The organism is Marinobacter salexigens, assembly GCF_002806945.1.
GTDB classification, from domain to species: Bacteria; Pseudomonadota; Gammaproteobacteria; order Pseudomonadales; family Oleiphilaceae; genus Marinobacter; species Marinobacter salexigens.
This window is the reverse complement of the sequence record NZ_NIHC01000006.1, coordinates 241,935-263,358: the sequence shown is the minus strand read 5'-3', so window position 1 is coordinate 263,358 and position 21,424 is coordinate 241,935. Positions and strand designations below refer to the sequence as shown.

General features: G+C 53.0%; 17 protein-coding genes and 3 tRNA genes. 12 read left to right on the top strand and 8 right to left on the bottom strand.

All coding sequences use genetic code 11. The features are described 5' to 3' along the window. Positions 1-108 precede the first annotated feature (108 nt). Positions 109-1,212 carry an LPS export ABC transporter permease LptF gene (gene lptF, locus CDH47_RS13470; protein WP_100640412.1) on the top strand — a complete coding sequence of 368 codons (1,104 nt, stop codon included), beginning with the start codon at positions 109-111 and terminating at the stop codon, positions 1,210-1,212. Further along, positions 1,205-2,266 (top strand): LPS export ABC transporter permease LptG, encoded by a 1,062-nt coding sequence (gene lptG / locus CDH47_RS13465; protein WP_100640411.1) that lies wholly within the window; start codon positions 1,205-1,207, stop codon positions 2,264-2,266. Before lptF ends, lptG begins: the two co-directional genes overlap by 8 nt. 17 nt (positions 2,267-2,283) lie before the next feature. Here the strand turns inward: lptG and CDH47_RS13460 are convergent, their stop codons facing one another. After that, entirely contained in the window at positions 2,284-2,823 is a 540-nt protein-coding gene (locus CDH47_RS13460) for an RDD family protein (protein ID WP_100640410.1), read from the bottom strand. 141 nt (positions 2,824-2,964) lie between these two features. Here CDH47_RS13460 and alaS point away from each other — a divergent pair, with 141 nt between their 5' ends. From alaS to CDH47_RS13415, 9 genes are all read left to right on the top strand, one after another. Further along, a complete protein-coding gene (alaS, locus tag CDH47_RS13455; RefSeq protein WP_100640409.1) occupies positions 2,965-5,595 on the top strand; it encodes an alanine--tRNA ligase in 2,631 nt (876 codons plus the stop codon). Between the two features lie 109 nt (positions 5,596-5,704). Beyond that, positions 5,705-6,943, top strand: a complete 1,239-nt coding sequence (locus tag CDH47_RS13450; RefSeq protein WP_100640408.1) for an aspartate kinase — start codon at positions 5,705-5,707, stop codon at positions 6,941-6,943. A 149-nt stretch (positions 6,944-7,092) separates the two neighbouring features. Then, positions 7,093-7,290: a carbon storage regulator CsrA gene (gene csrA / locus CDH47_RS13445; RefSeq protein ID WP_100640407.1), complete on the top strand. Its 198-nt coding sequence runs from the start codon at positions 7,093-7,095 to the stop codon at positions 7,288-7,290. A gap of 127 nt (positions 7,291-7,417) precedes the next feature. Continuing rightward, a tRNA-Ser gene (locus tag CDH47_RS13440) sits at positions 7,418-7,507 on the top strand. Positions 7,508-7,573: 66 nt separating this feature from the next. After that, positions 7,574-7,650, top strand: a tRNA-Arg gene (locus CDH47_RS13435). Positions 7,651-7,862: 212 nt separating this feature from the next. Continuing rightward, positions 7,863-7,939, top strand: a tRNA-Arg gene (locus CDH47_RS13430). Positions 7,940-8,145: 206 nt separating this feature from the next. After that, positions 8,146-8,925: a sulfate reduction electron transfer complex DsrMKJOP subunit DsrO gene (dsrO, locus tag CDH47_RS13425; RefSeq protein ID WP_100640406.1), complete on the top strand. Its 780-nt coding sequence runs from the start codon at positions 8,146-8,148 to the stop codon at positions 8,923-8,925. Then, the gene (gene nrfD, locus CDH47_RS13420; RefSeq protein ID WP_100640405.1) at positions 8,906-10,015 is read left to right on the top strand and encodes an NrfD/PsrC family molybdoenzyme membrane anchor subunit; all 1,110 of its coding nucleotides are present in this window, start codon (positions 8,906-8,908) and stop codon (positions 10,013-10,015) included. The genes dsrO and nrfD overlap by 20 nt, the downstream gene beginning before the upstream one ends. A 22-nt stretch (positions 10,016-10,037) precedes the next feature. Beyond that, positions 10,038-13,139 (top strand): molybdopterin dinucleotide binding domain-containing protein, encoded by a 3,102-nt coding sequence (locus CDH47_RS13415; protein WP_100640404.1) that lies wholly within the window; start codon positions 10,038-10,040, stop codon positions 13,137-13,139. A 32-nt stretch (positions 13,140-13,171) separates the two neighbouring features. Here the strand turns inward: CDH47_RS13415 and CDH47_RS13410 are convergent, their stop codons facing one another. The 6 genes from CDH47_RS13410 to CDH47_RS13385 all read right to left on the bottom strand — a co-directional run bounded on the left by CDH47_RS13410 (position 13,172) and on the right by CDH47_RS13385 (position 18,585). Continuing rightward, positions 13,172-13,732 carry a winged helix DNA-binding protein gene (locus CDH47_RS13410; RefSeq protein WP_193601659.1) on the bottom strand — a complete coding sequence of 187 codons (561 nt, stop codon included), beginning with the start codon at positions 13,730-13,732 and terminating at the stop codon, positions 13,172-13,174. 56 nt (positions 13,733-13,788) lie between these two features. After that, entirely contained in the window at positions 13,789-15,093 is a 1,305-nt protein-coding gene (locus tag CDH47_RS13405; RefSeq protein ID WP_100640403.1) for a TRAP transporter large permease, read from the bottom strand. 4 nt (positions 15,094-15,097) lie between these two features. After that, positions 15,098-15,637: a TRAP transporter small permease gene (locus tag CDH47_RS13400; RefSeq protein ID WP_100640402.1), complete on the bottom strand. Its 540-nt coding sequence runs from the start codon at positions 15,635-15,637 to the stop codon at positions 15,098-15,100. A 91-nt stretch (positions 15,638-15,728) separates the two neighbouring features. Continuing rightward, the gene (locus tag CDH47_RS13395; RefSeq protein WP_100640401.1) at positions 15,729-16,748 is read right to left on the bottom strand and encodes a TRAP transporter substrate-binding protein; all 1,020 of its coding nucleotides are present in this window, start codon (positions 16,746-16,748) and stop codon (positions 15,729-15,731) included. Positions 16,749-16,960: 212 nt separating this feature from the next. Beyond that, entirely contained in the window at positions 16,961-17,752 is a 792-nt protein-coding gene (gene dsbG / locus CDH47_RS13390) for a thiol:disulfide interchange protein DsbG (protein WP_100640400.1), read from the bottom strand. A 20-nt stretch (positions 17,753-17,772) separates the two neighbouring features. Beyond that, positions 17,773-18,585, bottom strand: a complete 813-nt coding sequence (locus CDH47_RS13385; RefSeq protein ID WP_100640399.1) for a prolipoprotein diacylglyceryl transferase family protein — start codon at positions 18,583-18,585, stop codon at positions 17,773-17,775. Between the two features lie 125 nt (positions 18,586-18,710). Here CDH47_RS13385 and CDH47_RS13380 point away from each other — a divergent pair, with 125 nt between their 5' ends. Next, positions 18,711-19,451, top strand: coding sequence for a 5-oxoprolinase subunit PxpA (locus CDH47_RS13380; protein WP_100640398.1), 741 nt, complete (start codon positions 18,711-18,713; stop codon positions 19,449-19,451). A gap of 3 nt (positions 19,452-19,454) precedes the next feature. Here CDH47_RS13380 and CDH47_RS13375 read toward each other — a convergent pair whose 3' ends face one another. After that, a complete protein-coding gene (locus CDH47_RS13375) occupies positions 19,455-21,311 on the bottom strand; it encodes a HAMP domain-containing methyl-accepting chemotaxis protein (protein ID WP_100640397.1) in 1,857 nt (618 codons plus the stop codon). Between the last annotated feature and the right edge of the window lie 113 nt (positions 21,312-21,424).

The following is a 21,424-nucleotide window of genomic DNA, read 5'->3' as shown; positions in this document are numbered from 1 at the left end:
ATTATCAAGTTAGGGGAGCGATACTGTTATTCAGCTCCAAGGTTACATAGAATACCCGCAGTTTCCCTATTCCTCCATGTTCCGGTTTACACGGGCAGAGAATCCGTTTTGAGCATCATTTTTCGCTATCTCATACGTCAGGTTATGGTCAGCATGATTGCCGTTTCAGGCATTTTGTTGCTGGTGTTCATGAGTGGGCGCTTTCTCAAATATCTGGCGGGTGCAGCAGAGGGCAAGATTGCACCGGGCGTGCTCTTTGAAATCATGGCCTATCGTTTTCCCGGATTTCTGGAGCTGATCCTCCCGCTGGGGCTATTCATCGGCATACTGTTGGCCTATGGACGAATGTATCTGGAAAGTGAAATGACCGTGCTTTCCGCCTGTGGCGTGAGTGATCGCCAGCTGTTGTCAAAAACCCTGATTGGCAGCCTTGTGGTGATGCTGATTGTTGGCAGCATGAGTCTGGTGGTTTCACCTTGGGGGATGAAACAGGTAGAAGAGATATTTGCTGAGCAGGCGAAAGCGACAGAGTTCGATTTGCTTGCGCCGGGGCGCTTCCAGAAGCTCTCATCAGGCGGGCGTGTCACCTACACTGAGGCTCTTAGTGATGATAAGCGGCAGCTGCAGGGGGTGTTCATTGCAGAGTACGGCCAAGACGGTACTGGTGTGAATGTGATTACAGCAGATTCCGGTTCTCAGTTGATTGATGAAGAAACCGGCAGTCGCTTCCTTATTCTCGAGAACGGTGCCCGCTTTGATGGAACGCCCGGCCAGTTGGACTATCAGATTACGAATTTTGAAGCCTATGGTCTGAAGATCCGCAGCGGAAGCAGTGGTGATGTGGTTTTGGATGAGGGAGTCACCACTGGCCAATTGATGCAGTCGGATGATCCCCGCGACAGGGCCTTGTTGCATTGGCGCTTTTCGTTACCGCTTATTGTTCCGATAGTGACGCTGCTGGCGGTCCGACTGAGCCGGGTTAACCCCCGGCAAGGACGTTTTTTCCATCTGCTACCTGCCATGCTTGTGTATGTTGCTTACCTTGGCTTGTTGATCGTTGCCCGTGATGCCATGGCAGAAGGCAAGGTGCCAGAGTGGCTGGGTATGCTATGGGTGCACGCCATATTCCTTGTGCTAGGCCTCTGGCTGCAGTTTGGGCCGGCCTGGCTTCACAAGAGAAAGGTGAAGCGGGAAGGGGTGGCTAATGCGTAAGATCGATCGCTATGTGATGCGCAATGTCGGCGGAGCCATGCTCTTGGTGATGCTTGTGGTGTTGTCTCTGGATTTGATTTTTGCGTTTGTTGCCGAGCTGGACGATACCCGGAACAACTACCAGATTATGGATGCACTCTGGTATGTGGCGCTAACATTGCCACGCCGAGTATATGACTACCTGCCCCTGGGCGCCTTTATGGGATGCCTGATTGGGTTGGGTGCAATGGCGAGTTCTTCCGAACTCACAGTGATTCGTGCCGCCGGGGTTTCTGTCAGGCGGGTGGTCTGGTCGGCAATGAAGCCGGCGCTGGTGATTGTTGTTACCGGTGTGCTTATCGGTGAGTACCTGGCACCTCCGGCAGAACGGACTGCTCAAAGCCACAAGGCTGTTGCGCTTGGCGCGGGTCAGAATGTGGCAGCAGCTCATGGGGTGTGGCACCGGGAAGGCAACGTTTTTATGCACCTTAACGCCGTGCAGCCAAACGGCGTGCTGCACGGCGTATCCCTATTCCATTTTGATGATCAGCGGCAATTGACAGCGGCCAGTTTCTCAGAGCGAGCAATCTACCAGGGAGGCCATTGGCTACTGGAGAACTCTACAACCACACGGCTTGAGGGTGATACCACAAACCGTGAATATGAGCAGAGACTGCTCTGGGAAACCGGTCTTTCCCCCAGTGTGCTGAGCGTATTGATCGTTAAGCCGGAAAATCTCTCAATGACCGGCTTGTATACCTATGCCAACTATCTTGGTGAGCAGGAATTGAATGGCTCCCCCTACTGGCTGGCTTTCTGGAAGAAGGCTCTGATGCCGTTGGGTACGGGTGTGATGGTGCTGGTGGCGATTTCATTTATTTTCGGGCCACTGCGCTCGGTTACCATGGGCTTCCGTGTTTTCACAGGCTTGCTCGTGGGGTTGCTGTTCAAATACATGCAGGATCTGTTGGGCCCCATGAGCCTGGTTTACGGATTTAACCCGGTTCTTGCGGTTCTTGTGCCGATAGCGATCAGTGCGGCATTTGGTGCCATATTGATGCGCCGGGCAGGGTAATTGCCCGGCACCCTGGTTCAGCCTGCTTTGGGTTTGTTGGGGAGGCCGACAACCACACTGTCTGAAAACCTGTCTGTTAGCGAAAGTCCGTTTATAGGGTAGAAAAGCGCAATTATTGCCGGAACACTCAGGAACAAGGTTGCCGATCCCAGATAATAGCCTGCCAGAAGCGCCAGAAAAAACACGGCTGCAGCAGTCAGGTACCTGCGAAGGGCCTGACTCCAACTTACGGACGTGCCATCCAGGTTCTCAATGCGTATACGCCACACCTGCATCCCCAGAGTCTGCCCAATCCGTGTCCAGAAGTAGGCAAAGAACAGGTACATCACCAGAAACAGCGCGAAAGTAAGGCCGGGGTCTCCGGATAGCTGGCCAGCTTCCGCTTTTTGTTCCAGGCGGTCCCAGCCTGTAATCCAGCCGGTTATCAGGGTGTATACCCAAGTGGTAACAAGAAGTACTGCAATGCTGATCAGGCCATCGTAAATAATGGCGAGTGATCGTTTGAGAAGCGTCGCCGGGGGAAGCAGTTCATCAGCGGCGTGGAAGCGACGGGGCATGGGGTCTCCTGTGATGTTTCACGTTTTTCCTGTACTCAGCGTGTGCTAGAGTAGCCGATTTGCACACGCATGTAAGTATTCGTATTCAATCGCGGATCCCGTCAGTTCAGGGTGGGATTTCTGGAAAGGTATCAAAGGGCTATGAAAACCGCAGAGTTGCGTCAGGCATTTCTTGATTATTTCAAACAGCAAGGTCACACCATTGTTCCAAGCAGCTCGCTGGTGCCGGCAGATGATCCGACACTGCTGTTTACCAATGCGGGAATGAACCAGTTTAAAGATGTGTTCCTTGGCCGTGAGGTGCGTGACTACAACCGCGCCACCACTACCCAAAAATGTGTGCGAGCCGGCGGCAAGCACAATGACCTCGAAAATGTGGGCTACACAGCACGCCATCACACGTTCTTTGAGATGCTGGGTAACTTCAGCTTCGGTGACTACTTCAAGCGTGACGCTATTAACTATGCGTGGACCTTTTTGACAGGTGAGCAGTGGCTGAATCTGCCTTCCGAGAGGTTGTGGATTACCGTTTACGCAGACGACGACGAAGCCTACGATATCTGGAACAAAGAAGTAGGTGTGCCAGCAGACCGTATTATTCGCATCGGGGATAACGGCGGCGCACCTTATGCATCAGATAACTTCTGGCAGATGGGCGACACTGGCCCTTGTGGTCCTTGCACCGAAATTTTCTATGATCATGGCCCAGACGTAGCTGGCGGCCCTCCCGGAAGTCCCGAGGAAGATGGCGACCGCTACATCGAGATCTGGAACGTGGTTTTCATGCAGTACAACCGCACTGCTGATGGCGAGATGCTTAACCTGCCCAAGCCGTCTGTTGATACGGGCATGGGGTTGGAGCGGGTTACCGCTGTGATGCAAGGCGTGCACAGCAACTATGAAATTGACCTGTTTGATGACCTGCTAAAGGCCGCGTCGGCTATTCTGGGTGGTGCAGCAACAACTGAAGCAAGCCTGCGTGTGGTAGCCGATCATATTCGCTCTTGTGCCTTCCTGATTTCCGACGGCGTTATGCCCTCAAATGAAGGTCGTGGTTTTGTTCTGCGGCGCATCATTCGTCGTGCTGCTCGCCACGGCAACAAGCTGGGCGCAACTGGACCGTTTTTCTATAAGTTAACGGCTGCATTGGTTGAGTTGATGGGCGATGCGTTCCCGCAGCTGGTCAGTAGCCAGAAGCAGATAGAGAAAGTGCTGCTTCAGGAAGAAGAGCAGTTTGTGAAAACTCTGGATAAGGGGCTGCGCTTGCTTGAGCAGGATATTGCCGAGCTTAAAGGCGATGTTATCCCGGGCGAGACTGTTTTCACCCTGTACGACACCTACGGTTTTCCGGTAGATCTCACTAATGATATAGCCCGTGAGCGCGGCCTGACGCTGGACTACGATGGCTATGAGAAAGCCATGGAAAGTCAGCGTGAGCGGGCGAGGGCTGCCAGTAAGTTCGGAATAGACTATAACGCTGCAGGCCTGAGCATAGACGGTAAAACCGAGTTTACCGGCCATGAGCATATTGACGGCCATGAGCGCATTCGTGCGGTGTTCGTCAACGGCGAGGAAAAAACTGCAGAAGCTGGAGACGAAGCGATTGTGGTTTTGGAGCGCACTCCATTTTACGCAGAGTCTGGTGGCCAGGTAGGCGATACCGGGCTTCTCACCTGGAGCGGTGGGCGTTTCAAGGTAACCGACACCCGCAAAGACGGTGATAATCATCTTCATGTGGGCACCCTCATTGAGGGTGAGCTGTTTGAAGGGCTGGAAGTAGACGCCCGGATTGATCACGCCCGCCGTGAGCGAATTCGTCGTAATCACTCGGCGACTCACTTGCTGCATGCCGCGCTACGCAAAGTCTTGGGTGAGCATGTAGGGCAGAAAGGCTCTCTTGTAGACCCTGACAAACTGCGTTTTGACTTCTCTCATTTCGAAGCCGTTACTCCTGAACAGCTCAAAGAAATCGAGCGTCAGGTAAACGAGCAGATTCTGGGCAACACAGCAGTACAGACCGACATTACAGATATGGAGCAGGCGCAAGCAAAAGGCGCTATGGCTTTGTTTGGAGAAAAGTACGGCGATGTAGTTCGTGTGTTGAGCATGGGAGCCGACAGCTATTCTGTGGAGCTATGCGGTGGCACTCACGTAAACCGTACCGGTGACATTGGCTTGTTCCGTATTACCTCCGAGAGTGGCATTTCTTCCGGTGTTCGTCGTATTGAAGCGGTGAGCGGTTTTGGTGCCCTTGAGTGGGTGGACGAAACAGAGCGCACCCTGCGTGAAACTGCTCGCCTGGTAAAAGGCAGCCGCGAGACGGTGATCGAAAAGGTTCAGCAGACCGTTGATCGCAACCGTCAGCTCGAAAAGGATGTGGACGCCCTGAAGGCGAAACTTGCCAGTTCAGCCGGAAGCGACTTGGCCGATTCAGCCGTTGAAGTTGCTGGTTTGAAAGTGGTGGCTTCTGAGCTTGAAGGCGCAGACCGCAAAACGCTTATGGATACCGCTGATCAGCTCAAGAACAAGTTGGGCGAGGGCGTGGTTGTTCTCGCAAGTGTTGAAGACGGCAAGGTGACTCTGGTTGCAGGTGTTACAAAGACTGCAACTGGCCGTATCAAAGCGGGCGATTTGATGAAGCACCTTGCCGCTTTGGTTGATGGTAAAGGTGGCGGTAGACCCGACATGGCTCAAGGTGGTGGTAATGATGCTTCGAAGCTTGCAGGAGCTCTTGCCGGAGTGCCTGAGTGGGTTGAGAAAAATATCGCCTAAGCAGCTGTTTTTCAGGAGCGGTCGGGGTTTATAATTCCGGCCGCTTGTTTATTGATCGGTAGGGCTCTTTAGCCCTGCTATAGGCCCCGATTCGGATATTGGAAAGACAATGGCTCTGTTTGTTCAGAAATTTGGTGGCACCTCGGTAGGAACAACCGAGCGCATAGAGGCAGTAGCTGAGAAGGTAGTTGGCTTCCGTAAAGCAGGTCACGATGTTGTGGTTGTGGTTTCTGCCATGAGTGGTGAAACCAACCGGTTAATTGGCCTGGCCGAGGCCATTATGGAAGAGCCAGCTCCTCGGGAAATGGATGTTCTGGTTTCCACGGGAGAACAGGTCACCATGTCTCTTCTCTCTATGGCTCTGCAAAAACGCGGCTATGCTGCACGCTCTTACACGGGTTCACAAGTTCGCATAGTCACGGACAACATGCACACCAAGGCGCGAATACAGCATATCGACGAGCAGCGTATCCGCACAGATCTGGATGCTGGCCGTGTAGTTGTGGTTGCTGGATTCCAGGGAGTTGATGATCAGGGCAATATAACGACCCTGGGCCGTGGTGGTTCAGATACAACAGCAGTAGCTCTGGCTGCAACGCTCAAGGCTAACGAGTGCCAAATCTATACTGACGTAGACGGCGTTTACACCACAGACCCGAGAGTCGTAGACAGTGCCCGTCGCCTGAGCCAGATTACATTTGAAGAAATGATGGAAATGGCGAGCCTGGGTTCAAAGGTTCTCCAGATTCGCGCCGTAGAATTTGCGGGGAAATACAACGTTCCGTTAAGGGTTCTTTCCAGCTTCGAGGAAGGTGAAGGCACCCTGATTACTTTTGAGGATAACAACACCATGGAACAACCGGTCGTTTCCGGCATCGCCTTTAATCGTGATGAAGCCAAAGTTACCATCTCCGGGGTGCCTGATACCCCGGGCAGCGCACTGCGCATTCTGAAGCCGGTAAGTGATGCCAATATTGGCGTCGACATGATTGTTCAGAACGTTGGTGAAGATAACCGTACAGCCTTCACGTTTACTGTCCATCGCAATGATTTCAAACGAGCCCTGGACGTGCTTCAGCGTGTTTCAGATGAGTTGGGTGCTCGCGGGGTCAGTGGTGATACCAAGATCGCAAAGGTAAGCATCGTTGGCGTGGGCATGCGCTCCCATGCAGGCGTAGCCACTCAGATGTTTGAGGCGCTGTCGAATGAAGGGATCAACATTCAGATGATCTCCACATCGGAAATCAAGATTTCTGTGGTTATTGATGAGAAATACCTTGAGCTTGCAGTTCGCGCGCTTCACAGTACGTTTGAACTGGATAAGCCTGGAGTGGAAGAAACCCTATAAGAAGAGGTTCATTTTCTGATCTTTTGTTCGCGTGCAACCGTAGTAGGGGAATGTGCGTCTTTAGGTTGGCCAGTGATCTCACTATAAATGTCGAACTAAATAAAACATTACTTGTCGGAACAGGTAGCTCAGGAAAGGGAGTTGGGGATATGTTGATTTTAACTCGCCGTGTAGGCGAAACCTTGATGGTTGGTGATGATGTCACCGTGACCGTACTTGGAGTGAAAGGTAACCAGGTACGGATTGGTGTGAACGCACCAAAAGAAGTTGCAGTGCACCGAGAAGAAATTTATCAGCGCATTCAGTCCGAAAAGGACGGAGATGAGCCAGAGCCGGGCAATAGCTGAGATGAAAAAGCAGGCCGCTGAAGCTGAACTTTGGCGGCTTTTTTGTTTTCTGCGAAAACAAGGCTAAAAAAATCTTGTCAAGCCTATGAAAACAGAAAAATTATGGTAGTATACGCCCCGTTCTGAAGGAGAGGTGGGTGAGTGGCTGAAACCAGTTCCCTGCTAAGGAACCGTACGAGCAATCGTACCGAGGGTTCGAATCCCTCCCTCTCCGCCATTTTCTTTTGTTAAAGAAAAGCGGAACAGGTTGAAGTTGCATTCAACCAGACTAAGTGATCAATGCGCGGCTGTAGCTCAGCTGGATAGAGTACTCGGCTACGAACCGAGCGGTCGGAGGTTCGAATCCTCCCAGCCGCGCCACTTTTTACCTCAATGACTCGTAAACCCGGCCTCAAAGCCAGGCTCATAAGTCAGACAGGATTTGAACCGATAAGAGGTTCGACCGAAACCTGCAAAGCAGGTTGAGGAACGCCAGAGCAAAGCGACGGCGGCCCCGAAGGGGTGAGGGCCAAAGGCCCGAATAATCCTCCCACTGGCTAACACCCACTTGGACAGGATAATATAAGTTATTGGCGGCTGTAGCTCAGCTGGATAGAGTACTCGGCTACGAACCGAGCGGTCGGAGGTTCGAATCCTCCCAGCCGCGCCAAATTAAAACCAAAGCGCCTCAGTTTGTGAACCTCACATTCTGGGGCGTTTTGCTATCTGCACCACCAATATCTCTGTAGTTACGGAATACCCCTAGGCCTCGATCACTCCCAAATTGACCACCGTCAAGTTCACTTCAAAGCTCGCTGATAGCATTCCATTAGTAACCTCACTAATTAACGTCCAGCGCTATTGGATGGAGATATCATGGATAAAATCCGCCGTGCTCTGCTAGGGCAGATTGCCAAACTGACCGCCGGGGCCGCCCTTGTTCCTCTGAGCAGTCTTGCTTCTGCGGGCATAAATGATCAGCCCCCACGAAGAGAAGGTGATCCGGAAAAGCGCTATGGGATGCTGATTGATTTAAGAGCCTGCATCGGATGCCAGGCTTGTACGGTTTCCTGCCATATTGAAAACGAAGCACCTCTGGGTAGCTTCCGCACCATCGTTTCGCAATACGAAGTAGAGCACGACGAAACCGGAGACTCTGCCACGTTCATGTTGCCGCGCTTGTGCAATCACTGTGAGAACCCGCCATGCGTTCCTGTTTGCCCGGTTCAGGCAACCTTCCAGCGTAAGGATGGCATTGTGGTTGTAGATAGCGACGTTTGCGTAGGTTGCGCATACTGCGTGCAAGCTTGCCCTTACGATGCCCGCTTTATCAACGAATACACCCAGACTGCTGACAAGTGCACCTTCTGCGCTCACCGGCTGGATGTGGGGTTGCTGCCAGCGTGCGTGGAATCCTGTGTGGGCGGTGCCCGCATTATTGGCGATATACGGGATCCGGACAGCCAGATCAGTCGCATGATGAAAGAGCATTACAGCGAATTGATGGTGCTGAAACCGGAAATGGGCACAGCCCCCCACGTGTTTTATCTGGGCATGGACGAACGGTTCGTATCCCGGCCAGATGCCAAACCCGCAATTTGGGATGTGCGTGATCAACAAGGTGAGGAGATCGGCTATGAATTCAGCGGTCATTGAGGTCCTGGCACCTCGTTATGGCATTGCCTGGTACCCATGGGCAGTCCAGTACTTCTTCCTGATTGCGGTCTCCTACTCAGCGTTGTTGCTGACGGTGCCGGGTTTACTGTTTGGCAGAAAGAATTATGAGTCGCTGGCGAAAGTGGCTTTGCTGGTTACTGTCAGTTGCACACTCGTCGGTCCCGTAGCTCTGCTTGCAGACTTGCACCAGCCTCTGCGATTTTGGCATTTCTACGCCAATCTCACGCCTTGGTCCTGGATGTCCATAGGCAGCTTGTTGTTGCCTGTGTATCTCATGTTAGTCGTTGCCTATGCATGGCTTGCATGGCGGCCGGCCATGCAGGTGCAGGCTCAAAGTGAAGGGTGGATTGCAAAGATCTCGGGCTGGGTCTGCCTTGGCCAGTGGCAGGCGCCCCGTTGGATGCTTGTAGTAGCAGGCCTCGGGGCTCTTGTGCTCTCTGTTGGCATTATGGTCTACACCGGCGCCGAGGTGGCGATTGTTAAAGCGCGTCCTTTGTGGAATACCCATTGGCTCCCGGTCATGTTCGTGCTGACAGGTGTGGTTGCAGCAGCGGGTTTGGTGATTCTGATTAACCGCCTGATGACAGGTAATGATCGAGACGTTAACGAGCAGAGCCTGAAGGTGATCGTAGTAACCATGATTCTCTCTGCACTGGTTGCTGCACTCTGGATTTCTGAAGGTATTACCGGCTTCAGCCCTTCTGTTGAGCAGGCTTTTGCTTCGCTGCAGAGAAATCCTGAGTGGCGCGCAGTGGCTATCTACGGATTGCTGGTAGGAATCGCACTTACGCTTACGGCAATCGTTATGTTGCGGCGCCCCGGTTGGCTCGGGCGTTCCTGGATTGCAGGTTTGTTAGCGGTGCACATCGGCTGGACCTTCCGCTGGATGGTGTTGATGGAAGTGCAAACCGTGGCCAAAAATACGGCTGGTTACTATCACTATGCCATTGAGGCTGGTTCCAGTGGGTTGATGGGCATAATCGGAACCTTCGGGCTCTGGCTGGCCGCGCTGCTGATAATAGACATTCTGGTGCCCTGGAAGAAAAGCCTCCAGGCTGGCGCCCACTGATTCACGTCTTCGGAGTTAAATTATGGACAAGAATCGTCGTAATTTCCTCAAGGGTGCAGCCGCCGCTGGCGGTGTTGCAACCTTCGCAGCGGGCTACTATGGCCCGCTGGAAAAAATGGGCAAAGGCCTGGTAAATGGTACGTCGGGAGTCACCCCAGCGGATCGGCTGCACGGTAACAGCCTGGCGCCTGAATACTCGGTTAACCCGAAAACCGGCGAAGTAACACTTAACCCGGATCAGCGCATCGCCTTTACCGTTTGCTATGGCTGTACCACCAAGTGTGGCGTGCGGGTTCGTATCGATAATAATGAGGAAAAGGTGCTGCGGGTGTCTGGCAACCCCTATCATCCATTGTCTTCTGATGAGCATCTGGATGAGAACACCCCGGTACTGGAAGCCTATCAGCGTATGAGCAGCTTTCAGGATCAGGGCCAGCTTAATCGTTCTACGGCCTGTGCCCGCGGTAACGCGGCTATGTCCCAGTTGACCAGTGAGCAGCGCGTGTTGACTTGCCTGAAGCGCACAGGCCCACGCGGTGGCAACCAGTGGGAGAGCATCCCATTTGAGCAGTTGCTGGATGAAATTGTAGCGGGCGGTAATCTTTTCGGAGAAGGCGAGGTTGAAGGCCTGCGTTCAATCCGTGATGTTAAAACGCCACTGGACCCGGAAAACCCGGAGTATGGTCCCAAATCAAACCAGCTCCTGATGATGGAGGCCACGGATTACGGCCGGTCGGCACTGCTCAAGCGGTTTGCATTCAATGGGTTTGGCACACGAAACTACGGGCATCACGGCGCCTATTGTGGCCTGGCTTTCCGCATGGGCTCTGGCGCGCTGATGAACGATCTGGCAAAAAATGCCCACGTTAAGCCGGATTATGCCAACGTAAAGTTTGCCTTGTTTATAGGAACCGCCCCCAGCCAGGCAGGTAACCCGTTCAAACGTCAGGGGCGTCTGCTGGCACAGGCTCGCACCACAGGCAATATGGAGTATGTACTGGTTGATCCCGCACTGACGGCTGCCGCATCCCATTCCGCCAGTGACCGCAACCGTTGGGTGTCTATCTTGCCGGGCACCGATACCGCCTTTGCCATGGCATTGATTCGCTGGATGCTGGTGAATGAAGCCTATGCCAAAGATTATCTGGAACTCCCCGGCAATATGGCCGCCAATCAAACAGGTGAGCCTGGTCACACCAACGCAACACACTTGGTCATTGACGACGACAACCATCCCCGTGCAGGTTACTTTCTGCGCTTGAGCGATATTGGCCAGGCAGAAGCTGGCGCGGACGATGACCACCCTGTTGTGGTGAACAAGGCAGGGGAGTTGGAAAGCTCTGAAGTGGCTGCTCGTGGCCAGTTGTTTGTTGAGCGTACCGTGGAAACGGCTGCTGGGCCGGTAACGGTGCGGAGTTCGCTGTTCAAGCTACGCCAGGAGGCCATGCAGCACACGATCGAAGAATACGCAGAGCTTTGTGGCGTTGAGGCAGATGTTATCCGCAACCTGGCCAAGCGCTTCACAAGCTATGGCCGTATGGCCGCGGCGGATACCCATGGCGGAATGATGTCCGGCTCGGGCTTCTATGCCTCATACAGCATCAATATGCTGAACCTGCTGGCTGGTAGCTTTAACCAGAAGGGCGGGGTGGCTAAAGGCGGCGGCAGCTTTAATGGTGTTGGCGCTGGCCCCCGTTACAACCTTGCAGATTTCCCGGGAAAAGTTGGCCCGAAAGGCGTATTCCTCTCGCGCTCACGGTTCCCCTATGAGAAAACCAGTGAATACAAGCGCCGGGTGGCGGCGGGAGAGTCGCCCTATCCGGCGACTGCACCCTGGCGCTCATTGGCACCACCCATACTTACTGAACATCTGCTCTCTGGCCTTGAGGGATATCCATACAAGATCAAAGCGATGATCGGGGTAATGGCTAACCCGATGTATGGCCAGGCTGGCCTGACATCATTGGTTGAGGACAGGCTGAAGGATCCGAAAAATATTGGTTTGTATGTAGCGGTAGATGGCTTTATTAACGAAACCAGCCGTTTCGCAGACTACATAGTGCCGGATTCCGTTATGTATGAGGTGTGGGGCTTCACTGGCGCCTGGAGCGGCACCCTGACCAAAATGACCACCGCCTGCTGGCCGGTTGTTGAGCCCCGCCAGGCTAAAACCGCTGCCGGTGAGCCGGTATGCATGGACAACTTCTTTATTGAACTGGGCAAGCGCCTTGAGTTGCCAGGTTTTGGCGACAATGTGATAAAAGGGGCAGATGGCCAGATGCATGGTTTGAACCGTGCTGAGGACTTCTATCTGCGCGCAGCAGCCAATATTGCAATGGCTGGAAAACCCTTGCCATCGGCCAGTGAAGAGGATGTCAACGCGAGTGGCATTGCGCCCTTGCTGGATCGGATCAAAAGTACCGTTGCAGAGGAAGAGGTTGGACCTGTGGCGCACCTGTATTCCCGTGGCGGTCGTTTTGAAACCATGGAACAGGCGTATGACAAGGATAAGCTTGGCCATGCCTGGAAGCGCCCCTTGTGCGTATACAACGAAGCTGTAGGCACAGCAATCGACAGCTACAGTGGCAAGCGTCTTGTGGGTACCCCTACACATCACGCGCCGAGATTCTGGGACGGTTCTTTGTTGAGAGACCATTACCCGGAGAGTGAGTGGCCTTTGCTGGCGTTCTCATTCAAATCAAACCTGATGAACTCCTATGCAATCGGGCTTGAGCGGCTGCGTATGATCAAGCCCTACAATCCGGTACTTTTACATCGTAACGATGCCGAAAAATTCGGAGTGCGCCATGGCGACACCATTAGCATCGAGAGCCCTGGTGGCAAGGTGCTGGCGTTGGCGCTAGTAGGGGATAACGTGCACGAAGGCGCGATTGGTATTGAGCATGGTTACGGGCACCGCGAACTGGGTGCTGCGAGCCATATCATTGATGGCGAAGAGCGTGCAGGCAACCCTTATCTGGCAGCGGGCGTAAACATCAATGATCTGGGCTTCTCAGACCCCACTCGCAAAGACGGCTCAGCTACCTGGCTGGAAAACGTCAGTGGAGCATCTGTTCGGCAGGGATTACCAGTGCGGGTAAGCGTGATGTCAGAAAGTATCTGATTACTTTTGGGCTGCGTCGCTTCAGCTTGGAGCTACAGTGACGCAGCCGAGCGCGCTGCTTGATCATACAATCCGGATATCCCCCTCAGGAAGCCCGCCACCGCACCGGTGTCGGCGCCTGAGAATCCTAGCGTTCGCAAAGAGTCCACCAGGCATTCTTCGCGGATCTCGCGATACCGGCGGCAAACAGCCTTGCCTTTGTCAGTCGTAGAGTAGTGCGTCTCTTTGCCCTGCTTCCGAGAGTCGATCACCTCATGCTTCAGCAGTTTTTTAAGGGCGTAAGTCACGGTATGACTGTCTTCTACATTCAACACCAAACAGATGTCAGCGGTTTTTTTTGCCCGATCGCGATGGTTCACGCTGTGCAGCACCAGGATATCCAAAGGGCTTAATTCAGGCAGGCCAGCTGCGTTCATGCAGCGAACCATCCACCGGTTAAACGCATTGCCGGCTACGATCAGCCCGAATTCCAGCTCGGATAACTCCATGGCACTATCGGAAGCGAGGTGGGCCGAGGAAACAATTGGCCCCACTTTACGGCTCGCGTTGCCTTGGTTCTGACTGTGTGAAGAATCCTTGTTTTTGTTCATCATTAAACAAGCGCTCATTAAGTAACTGTGTTGCTTTAGACTAACCATTTATAACTTGGCTAGTTGCCCATTTTCCCGGGTAAATAGGTCACGATTTGTGGGAACAGGGTGATTAGAATTACGCCACTCAGGATCAAGAGAAAGTAGGGTAATGCGGCCCAGGCAATCCGCAGGATGTTTTCTCCGGTCAGACCCTGGATCACGAAAAGATTGAAGCCGACGGGCGGCGTAATCTGGCTCATTTCCACAACGATGACGAGATAAATGCCGAACCACAGGGGGTCAATGCCAGCGGCTTCAACCATGGGCAGAATGACTGATGTGGTCAGGACGACAACCGAAATGCCATCGAGAAAGCAGCCAAGAAGCACGAAGAAGAGAGTTAAGGCTATCAGCAGCATATAGGGCTGCAAGCCCAGAGTGTCGATCCAGGTTGCGAGTTCTCGCGGTATGCCGGTAAAGCCCATGGCGCTGGTGAGGAAGTGGGCGCCTATAAGGATGAAGGCAATCATGGATGAGGTTTTTACGGTTCCCATCAACCCGTTTGAAAACGTGCTCCAGTTCAGCGAACCACTTTTCCAGGACAAGAGATGTGCCAAAGCCACGCCGATTGCCGCTGATTCTGTGGGCGACGCGAGCCCTGTGTATATCGATCCGATAACACCCACAATCAACAACATGACTGGAATCAGGGGGCGACTGCGGCGAACTTTGTCACGGAAAGAGAAGGTTTCAGCTTCGCCTGCAGGTACACCTGAAGGGTTCATCAGGGACCAGATCATCACATAGCCCGCAAAAAGGCTCATCAGCATCAATCCGGGCAGAATGCCGGCAACAAACAAACGGGCGATAGACTGCTCGGTTGCAACACCGTAAACGATCAGAATGATGGAAGGGGGAATTAACAAGCCGAGAGTTGCTGATCCGGCCAATGTGCCGAGAATCTGGTTCTTGTTGTAACCACGGTTGCTCAGCTCAGGTATCGACATCTTGCCTATTGTTGCCGCGGTCGCGGCCGAAGAACCTGAGATGGCAGCAAAAATGCCGCAGCCTATGATGTTTGTATGCAGTAGTCGGCCGGGCACCTTGCCCACCCATGGGGAGATGCCCCTGAACATTTCTTCGGACAAACGCGAGCGGAACAGAACTTCGCCCATCCAGATAAACATCGGAAGCGCCGCCAAATCCCAGGATACACTGGCACTGTAGAATGCTGTTGAAAGGCTGTCGCCTACTGGAATGCCACTGAAAAAATGCAGCGCAACAAGGCCAATGGCGGTTAATGAAAAAGCGACCCATAGCCCGCTGGCAAGGAGTACCAAAAGTACACACAGCAGCAGCAAACTCATCCAGATCATTTCCATGAGCTTACTCCTGAGGTGCTTCGGATGTGAGTTGGGATATCCGGCCACTGGCGAGCATAAATAGCGCATCCAGTAGAGCAATAAGGAGCCAGATCAGGCCAAGAGTCATTACTGCTTGAGGAATCCAGAGTGGTACTGGCACCATGCCAATCGAAAGGTCACCATAATCATGGCTGTCTAACGCGAGTCTGGCGCTGTGCCAGGCAGCAAAGCCGGTAATAGACGCGGCAATCAGAGTAACCACTATATCCATTACGCGGTGCAGTGATTCGGGAAGATACTGAACCACCAGAGTGACTCGAATGTGGCCGCCTTGCCAGAATGTATACGCAAGGCCAAAAAAGGTTGCACCAAGCAGCATGAACGCTGCAATTTCGGCAAGTCCGGGCACGCTCAGCCCCAAAGCTTCAAAGCCTGCTAATCCCAGCAATTGATCCAGTAAGCGACCCAGCACCTGTGCCACGATCAATACCATGATAAGTGTCAGGTTCACTGCGGAGAGTGCACCTCCAAATCGGTAAAAGGCATCGAATGCTCTGCGCATGGGCCCATCCTCTCAGTGTGACCCTTGGTGCAGGGAAAGGGGTCGTTCAAACATCAGGCATCGGATTACGATGCCTGATGTCACCAGGTGATTACTGCTTGTTGTAGGCGTCGAGTAATTCCTGGCCGCTCTCGCCTGCACGGTTGAGCCACTCAGCTGTCATGGCTTCCCCGATTTTTTGCAGGTGCTTGATCAGCTGGGGTGAGGGCTCGGATACCTCAATACCATTGTCACGCATGATTTGTATTTTGGCATTGGTTTCTGCCTTGCTGGCTTCCCAACCCCGCTTCTCTGCAACTTCGGCAGCATTTTCCAAGGCCTTTTGAGCTTCTTCAGGGAGTCGGTCAAAGGCTTTCGCATTTACGACCACCATGTTCTTTGGTAGCCACAGCTGGGCGTGATTGAAGTGCGTGAGGTAGTCCCAGGCTCGGGTGTTTGCGCCAGTTGAAGGAGAGGTAATCATGGCGTCAACCCGGCCAGTGCCAAAGGCGGTTGGAATGTCGGGCACTTCAACCTGAGTTGGCAAGGCACCCAGTAAGTCAGCGAGTTGTTCGCTTGATTTATTGTAGGCGCGCATTTTGACACCTTTCAATTCATCTCCGGTATTTACTGCAAACTGGGTATAGATGCCCTGCGGCGGCCAGGGTACGGCGAAGAGCAGCTTCAGGCGCTGGCGCTTCAAGCGTTCGGCAAGCACGTCTTTGGATGCCTGCCAAAGTTTCCAGGCCTGATCGTAATCGCTGGCCAGGTAGGGTACGGAGTCAACCTCAAATAAAGGGTCTTCATTGGCGAGGCGAGACATGATCAATTCGCCAATAGGAACCAATCCGCGGCGTACCGAGTTTTTGATTTCCTGATGTTTGATCAGTGAGCCGCTGCTGTGGATGGTGATGTTCAGTTCACCGTCGGTAGCATCCCGCACATCGTCCGCAAACTGCTGAATGTTGACAGTGTGGAAGTTTGAGTCGCCATAAGGCGTTGGCATATCCCAGTCGGTCGCCTGGGCACTACCAACAGACAGAGCGAGGGTTGCAGCTGTGAGGACACCGCCAATGCGTTTCAGAGAGGATGCAGATGAATGGAAAAGGGGGCGGATGATGCGTTTTTGCATAGTGTCTACCTCTTGCCACTGACGTGCGCATGACGTGTCAGTTGGGTTTGTTATTTTGTTTATTAGAGCTTTGTTTCAAGAAAGCTAGATGTGCCGCCGACGCCTGTCAAACACGCCGACGAAATCTTATTGGTAAATTATTAGCATAATGTCGATAAATTATCAGTAATTTATCTTCTTTGACAGTGAGGGATGAGTAGAGAATTGAGGTGTCAGGGTTTCGGGCTGCCCATAATGGCTTCCATATCGGCTGGGCGCGGTGCGCCTTGCTTCATCCCTATCGAGCCATCGCTGTTCTTGAAGTAGGTGCTTGGTGTAGCGCTAAGGCCTAAGCTGGACATTAACTGGTTGTTTTCCCGGATTTTCTTTGCGTTCGCGCTAACGACTTTGCGGTCTACTTCTATACCGCCCTTATCGTGATTCTGCAGGTTTTCTTTCAGGGCCATAGCAGGATCGCCTGATCCCAGAATTGTGGCTGCTTTTGGAAGACTGTCTTGTGCCAATATGCCCACCATTACGTGGCGCAGCTGTACCTTCCCGGCATCAATCCAGGGCTTTGCAGCGTTGCGGAACCTGTGGCAGAAAGGGCAGTTGGGGTCAGTAAAGGTATAGACAATAACAGGCGCATCGGCATCCCCGTCGCGAAGCCAGTTAGACGCTTCAATCTCAACCCAGGCTTTTTCATTCTGAGGCCCCAAAACCAGTTCCTGTATCTTGGGCATAGTGAGGTTTTCGCCACTGTCGTTCAGCAAGTTGCCGACGATTACGTGTTTTTTGTCCGGTGTGAGATAGAAAGCCACCGGGCCGCCCTGCATGCTGCCAACATAGCCGGTGATGCCTCCAGGGCCATCAAATGTTGCGGCAATCGTTACGCCGCGGTCAACCAGAAGTTGAACCGCATCGGGGTGCGTCTCTTGCGCCAGGACTGGCAGGCTTAATAGTCCGGTTGCAGCCAGAGTTGCTGCAAGCAATGACTGTTTCAGGGTGGCATTTTTCATGCGCATGGTGGGTCTCCAGATCGGGTTCAGTCAGCGTTAAAGTTTCTGAGGTTGTGAGCAAGTGAAGCCTTAGATAGCTCACCCAGATGGGCGTTTACCTGCTTGCCGTTGGCGTCGTAAAAGAGGGTGGTTGGCAAGGCCTGGCTGCCTGTTGTGCGGCCAAGGCTAGCGCTGGTGTCAGTCAGAACGTTGTTCAAAGAGAGTTGGTGCTGCCCCATGAACTGAGTGATGGTTTCAGGGTATTCGCCCTGATTTACAAATACAAAGGTGATGTCGGGGTTTTCCTGTTGCGCTTGCTCCAGTACAGGCATTTCCCGGATACAAGGTGGGCACCAGCTGGCCCACAAGTTAACAACGATGGGTTTGTCTTCCGCCATTTCCTGGAGTGTAACCGGCGTGCCATCCAGCAGGCTGAAACTGGTTTCGGGCATGTTTCTGGAGCTGCTTTCCACCAAAGTGACCAACAATGAAACAGAGCCCCATGTCAGTAGGCCGCTCGCTACGGCAATCGACAGAGGTCTGCGGATATTTGCATGACGCCAGAGTTTCCAGGCGGTCAGTGCTATCGCGCCTGACAGGCCCGCGATCACGTTAAATCCGCCATCCCGAATGTCGATGATGCCCCAGAGGTTATCCTGGTAGTATTCGAAGTACTGGATTACAAACCCGATTCTCGCCGTAACCATGGACGCCAGGAAAATGTCAGAAAGAGTTCCGGCGATAGGTACGCCTTGCTTTCGCCCGCTGACAGCTCCAACAACTAGCGCAATCACGAAAGCGCTAACCAACAAAAGCTGAGCCAAAGACATGCTCAGGGGGCCTAGACTAACCGATAACATCATTGCTCCTTGTTTATAACTTTATAACTGGCGGGCATACGACCTGAAGTTCTCCCATGAGTTCCTTTTTCAGGCTATTGTTAGATGGACTATTTTGTTTTTTAAAGGGCTGACTGGATACGAACATGCTATTGAATTGTGATATTGGCGAAAGTTATGGTGCCTGGACCATGGGGTTGGATGATCAGGTTATGCCGTTTATCGACCAAGCAAACATTGCCTGTGGATTCCATGCGAGTGACCCCCTGGTGATGCACAACACCGTACGTTTGGCGCTGCAACACAAGGTTGCTTTGGGCGCCCATCCGGCTTACCCAGACCTTCAAGGCTTCGGCCGTCGCCCCATGGTGTGCAGCCCGGAAGAAATCCACGCTATGGTGCTATACCAGGTGGGAGCCCTGAGCCAGATAGCCGCAGCCCAGGGTGGCCGCCTCAGTTACGTAAAGCCCCACGGCGCACTGTATAACGATATGATGCGCAATGAGGCCGTGCTCAGGGCCATTCTTGGAGCGCTGAGTCAGACTGCTGACAAGCTTGCCCTCATGGCTATGACAACAGCAAATAATCAATCGCTAAAGGCATTGTGTGCAGAGTACGAAATAGAATTGCTGCTGGAGGCCTTCGCCGATCGCGCATACGATGAGGAAGGCTATATCATTTCCCGTAGCCATCCTGGCGCGGTGCATAATGATGCTGATGTTATTTTGCAGCAAGTAATGGCAATAGCCCGGGGGGATGCTATTCAGACGGTCACAGGAAAGCCGCTCTATCTGGAAGCTGATACCCTGTGCGTCCATGGCGACAACCCGGAGTCCGTAGCCGCCGTGCGCTTTATTCGTCAGGCACTGACGGAGAAACTGGCCTGACAGTCAGAGCCTGAACCGTGATACCAGCGATTGCAGTTCGCTGCCAAGCCGCGCAAGTTCGGAGCTGGAGCTGTCGGTTTGATTTGACGATGCAGCAGATTGATCAGTAACGTCACGAATGCTGGTGATGTTCTGGTTAATCTCTTCCGCCACAGACGTTTGCTGTTCGGATGCGGTTGCAATCTGGTTGTTGTATTGCTTAATCTCGTCCACTGACCGCGTAATACGTTCTATGGAAGCACCTGTAGCTGTGGCCCGAGTGAGTGTGCGAGAGGCAAGCGATGCACTGGACTCCATTGCAGATACAGAGTTGCCTGCGCTGTTTTGCAGGGATGTTACCAGAGCCTCGATTTCCTGAGCGGAACTCTGAGTGCGCTGAGCCAGGGAGCGAACTTCATCGGCAACAACAGCAAAGCCCCGCCCTTGTTCACCCGCCCGGGCTGCTTCAATGGCAGCGTTCAATGCCAGCAAATTGGTCTGTTCCGCAACGGACTTGATAACATCCAGAACCGTGCCGATGTTAGAGGTCTCAGCTTGCAGGTTCTGAATAATTTCCATGCTCTGGCCTACTTCTTTAGCCAGGCTGTTCACTTGGTTCACTGTTTCCCTGACTTCATGCTCTCCCTCTGTTGCCTGATCGGCAGCGTCGGAGGCAACCGAGAATGCCTGTTCCGCGTTGCGGGCAATTTCGGCAACGGTTGCTGACATTTCGTTCATCGCTGCAGCAACCTGGTCAGTTTCCTGTTTCTGGCGATTGATACCCTCGCTGGTCTGGCTGGTAACAGTTGAAAGCTCTTCCGCAGAAGCCGCGATGTTGGATGCGCCGGATTCAATGTTTCTGACCAGTTCCCGCAAACTGCTGACCATGGTTGCGAGAGCAGCCATCAGGCGACCAATCTCATCTGTCCGGTTGTTGTCGATGTAAACAGACAGGTTGCCGGACGCAACTTCTGAGGCAACAGCAACGGCATGGTTGATCGGGGCTGTGATGGCCCGTGTAATCAGGTAGGCCATCAAAATTCCAAGCAGCACGGCGATGCCGGTTGCACCAAAGATCAGGGTGGTCGCCTGCTTGCGCTCAGTTTCCATAATGGCGGCCTGCCTGTCGCGCAGGTTGGTCGCTGATCCGATAACACGGCTGGCTGTTGTGACCATGTCCTCTGAAAGCTCTTCGCCCGACTCGGTCAGTTCCACCAGGTTCCGGAATTCGTTTGAATAGGATTCAAGAGCCTTAGTTACCTTTGCTCTCTCTTCCGCGCTGATGGAGGCCGATTTCAATGGTCCCTGCATTCGTTTTGCATCGTCCATATAAGACTCAACACTGCTTGAATCCCCCTCTACCAGGAACTTTCGCTCAGCTCGTCTCATATCTTCAAACATCGCTGACGCAAAAAACAGAGAGCTGTGTGCTTTGAGTGAAGAGCCAAGTATTCTGGCCTTTGTTTCAAGGCTGCTGAGTGCTTCTTTACGTTGGGTAGCGTTAATTTCTACATCGCTCATCAGCGATTGATACATCTGTATATCAGCCTGAATACTCTCCAGAACGCTGATGGAAGCGCTACCGGTCAGTAATGGCATGATGCGCTGGGTGATTCCAAGCGCGTCGTCCCCGTGGGCCCGGGATGCCTGAACATTCTCTGCGCCACCCGACAGTAAAAAGTTTTTCTCTTCTACCCTCGCTTCAGTAAGGCCCGTGTTGACCTGGCCCAGCATGGTTACAATGTTTGAACGTTGGCTATAGGTTTCCAGTGCGCTATTGCCAACCACACCCACCAGAATAGTGAGCATGAGCAGAAGAGCGAATCCGCCCACCATTTTCGTTCGGATAGTCATATCACCGAAGGGGTTTTGAAATGTCATACAGTATCCTTGGTGTTCGCAAGTAATACCGATCCAGGCAATCGAGTCCGTCCGACACACCAAGAAGAGGCATTTTGATACGCGAAAGAGGTTTTTGAGCTTTTTGTTGTGTC

What these genes read in the sequence shown, in the direction of transcription:
- lptG (WP_100640411.1), top strand. Translation starts at nt 1,205, where the DNA reads ATGCGTAAGATCGATCGCTATGTGATGCGCAATGTCGGCGGAGCCATG.
- CDH47_RS13460 (WP_100640410.1), bottom strand. Translation starts at nt 2,823, where the DNA reads ATGCCCCGTCGCTTCCACGCCGCTGATGAACTGCTTCCCCCGGCGACG.
- alaS (WP_100640409.1), top strand. Translation starts at nt 2,965, where the DNA reads ATGAAAACCGCAGAGTTGCGTCAGGCATTTCTTGATTATTTCAAACAG.
- CDH47_RS13450 (WP_100640408.1), top strand. Translation starts at nt 5,705, where the DNA reads ATGGCTCTGTTTGTTCAGAAATTTGGTGGCACCTCGGTAGGAACAACC.
- csrA (WP_100640407.1), top strand. Translation starts at nt 7,093, where the DNA reads ATGTTGATTTTAACTCGCCGTGTAGGCGAAACCTTGATGGTTGGTGAT.
- dsrO (WP_100640406.1), top strand. Translation starts at nt 8,146, where the DNA reads ATGGATAAAATCCGCCGTGCTCTGCTAGGGCAGATTGCCAAACTGACC.
- nrfD (WP_100640405.1), top strand. Translation starts at nt 8,906, where the DNA reads ATGAATTCAGCGGTCATTGAGGTCCTGGCACCTCGTTATGGCATTGCC.
- CDH47_RS13415 (WP_100640404.1), top strand. Translation starts at nt 10,038, where the DNA reads ATGGACAAGAATCGTCGTAATTTCCTCAAGGGTGCAGCCGCCGCTGGC.
- CDH47_RS13410 (WP_193601659.1), bottom strand. Translation starts at nt 13,732, where the DNA reads ATGATGAACAAAAACAAGGATTCTTCACACAGTCAGAACCAAGGCAAC.
- CDH47_RS13405 (WP_100640403.1), bottom strand. Translation starts at nt 15,093, where the DNA reads ATGGAAATGATCTGGATGAGTTTGCTGCTGCTGTGTGTACTTTTGGTA.
- CDH47_RS13400 (WP_100640402.1), bottom strand. Translation starts at nt 15,637, where the DNA reads ATGCGCAGAGCATTCGATGCCTTTTACCGATTTGGAGGTGCACTCTCC.
- CDH47_RS13395 (WP_100640401.1), bottom strand. Translation starts at nt 16,748, where the DNA reads ATGCAAAAACGCATCATCCGCCCCCTTTTCCATTCATCTGCATCCTCT.
- dsbG (WP_100640400.1), bottom strand. Translation starts at nt 17,752, where the DNA reads ATGCGCATGAAAAATGCCACCCTGAAACAGTCATTGCTTGCAGCAACT.
- CDH47_RS13385 (WP_100640399.1), bottom strand. Translation starts at nt 18,585, where the DNA reads ATGTTATCGGTTAGTCTAGGCCCCCTGAGCATGTCTTTGGCTCAGCTT.
- CDH47_RS13380 (WP_100640398.1), top strand. Translation starts at nt 18,711, where the DNA reads ATGCTATTGAATTGTGATATTGGCGAAAGTTATGGTGCCTGGACCATG.
- CDH47_RS13375 (WP_100640397.1), bottom strand. Translation starts at nt 21,311, where the DNA reads ATGACATTTCAAAACCCCTTCGGTGATATGACTATCCGAACGAAAATG.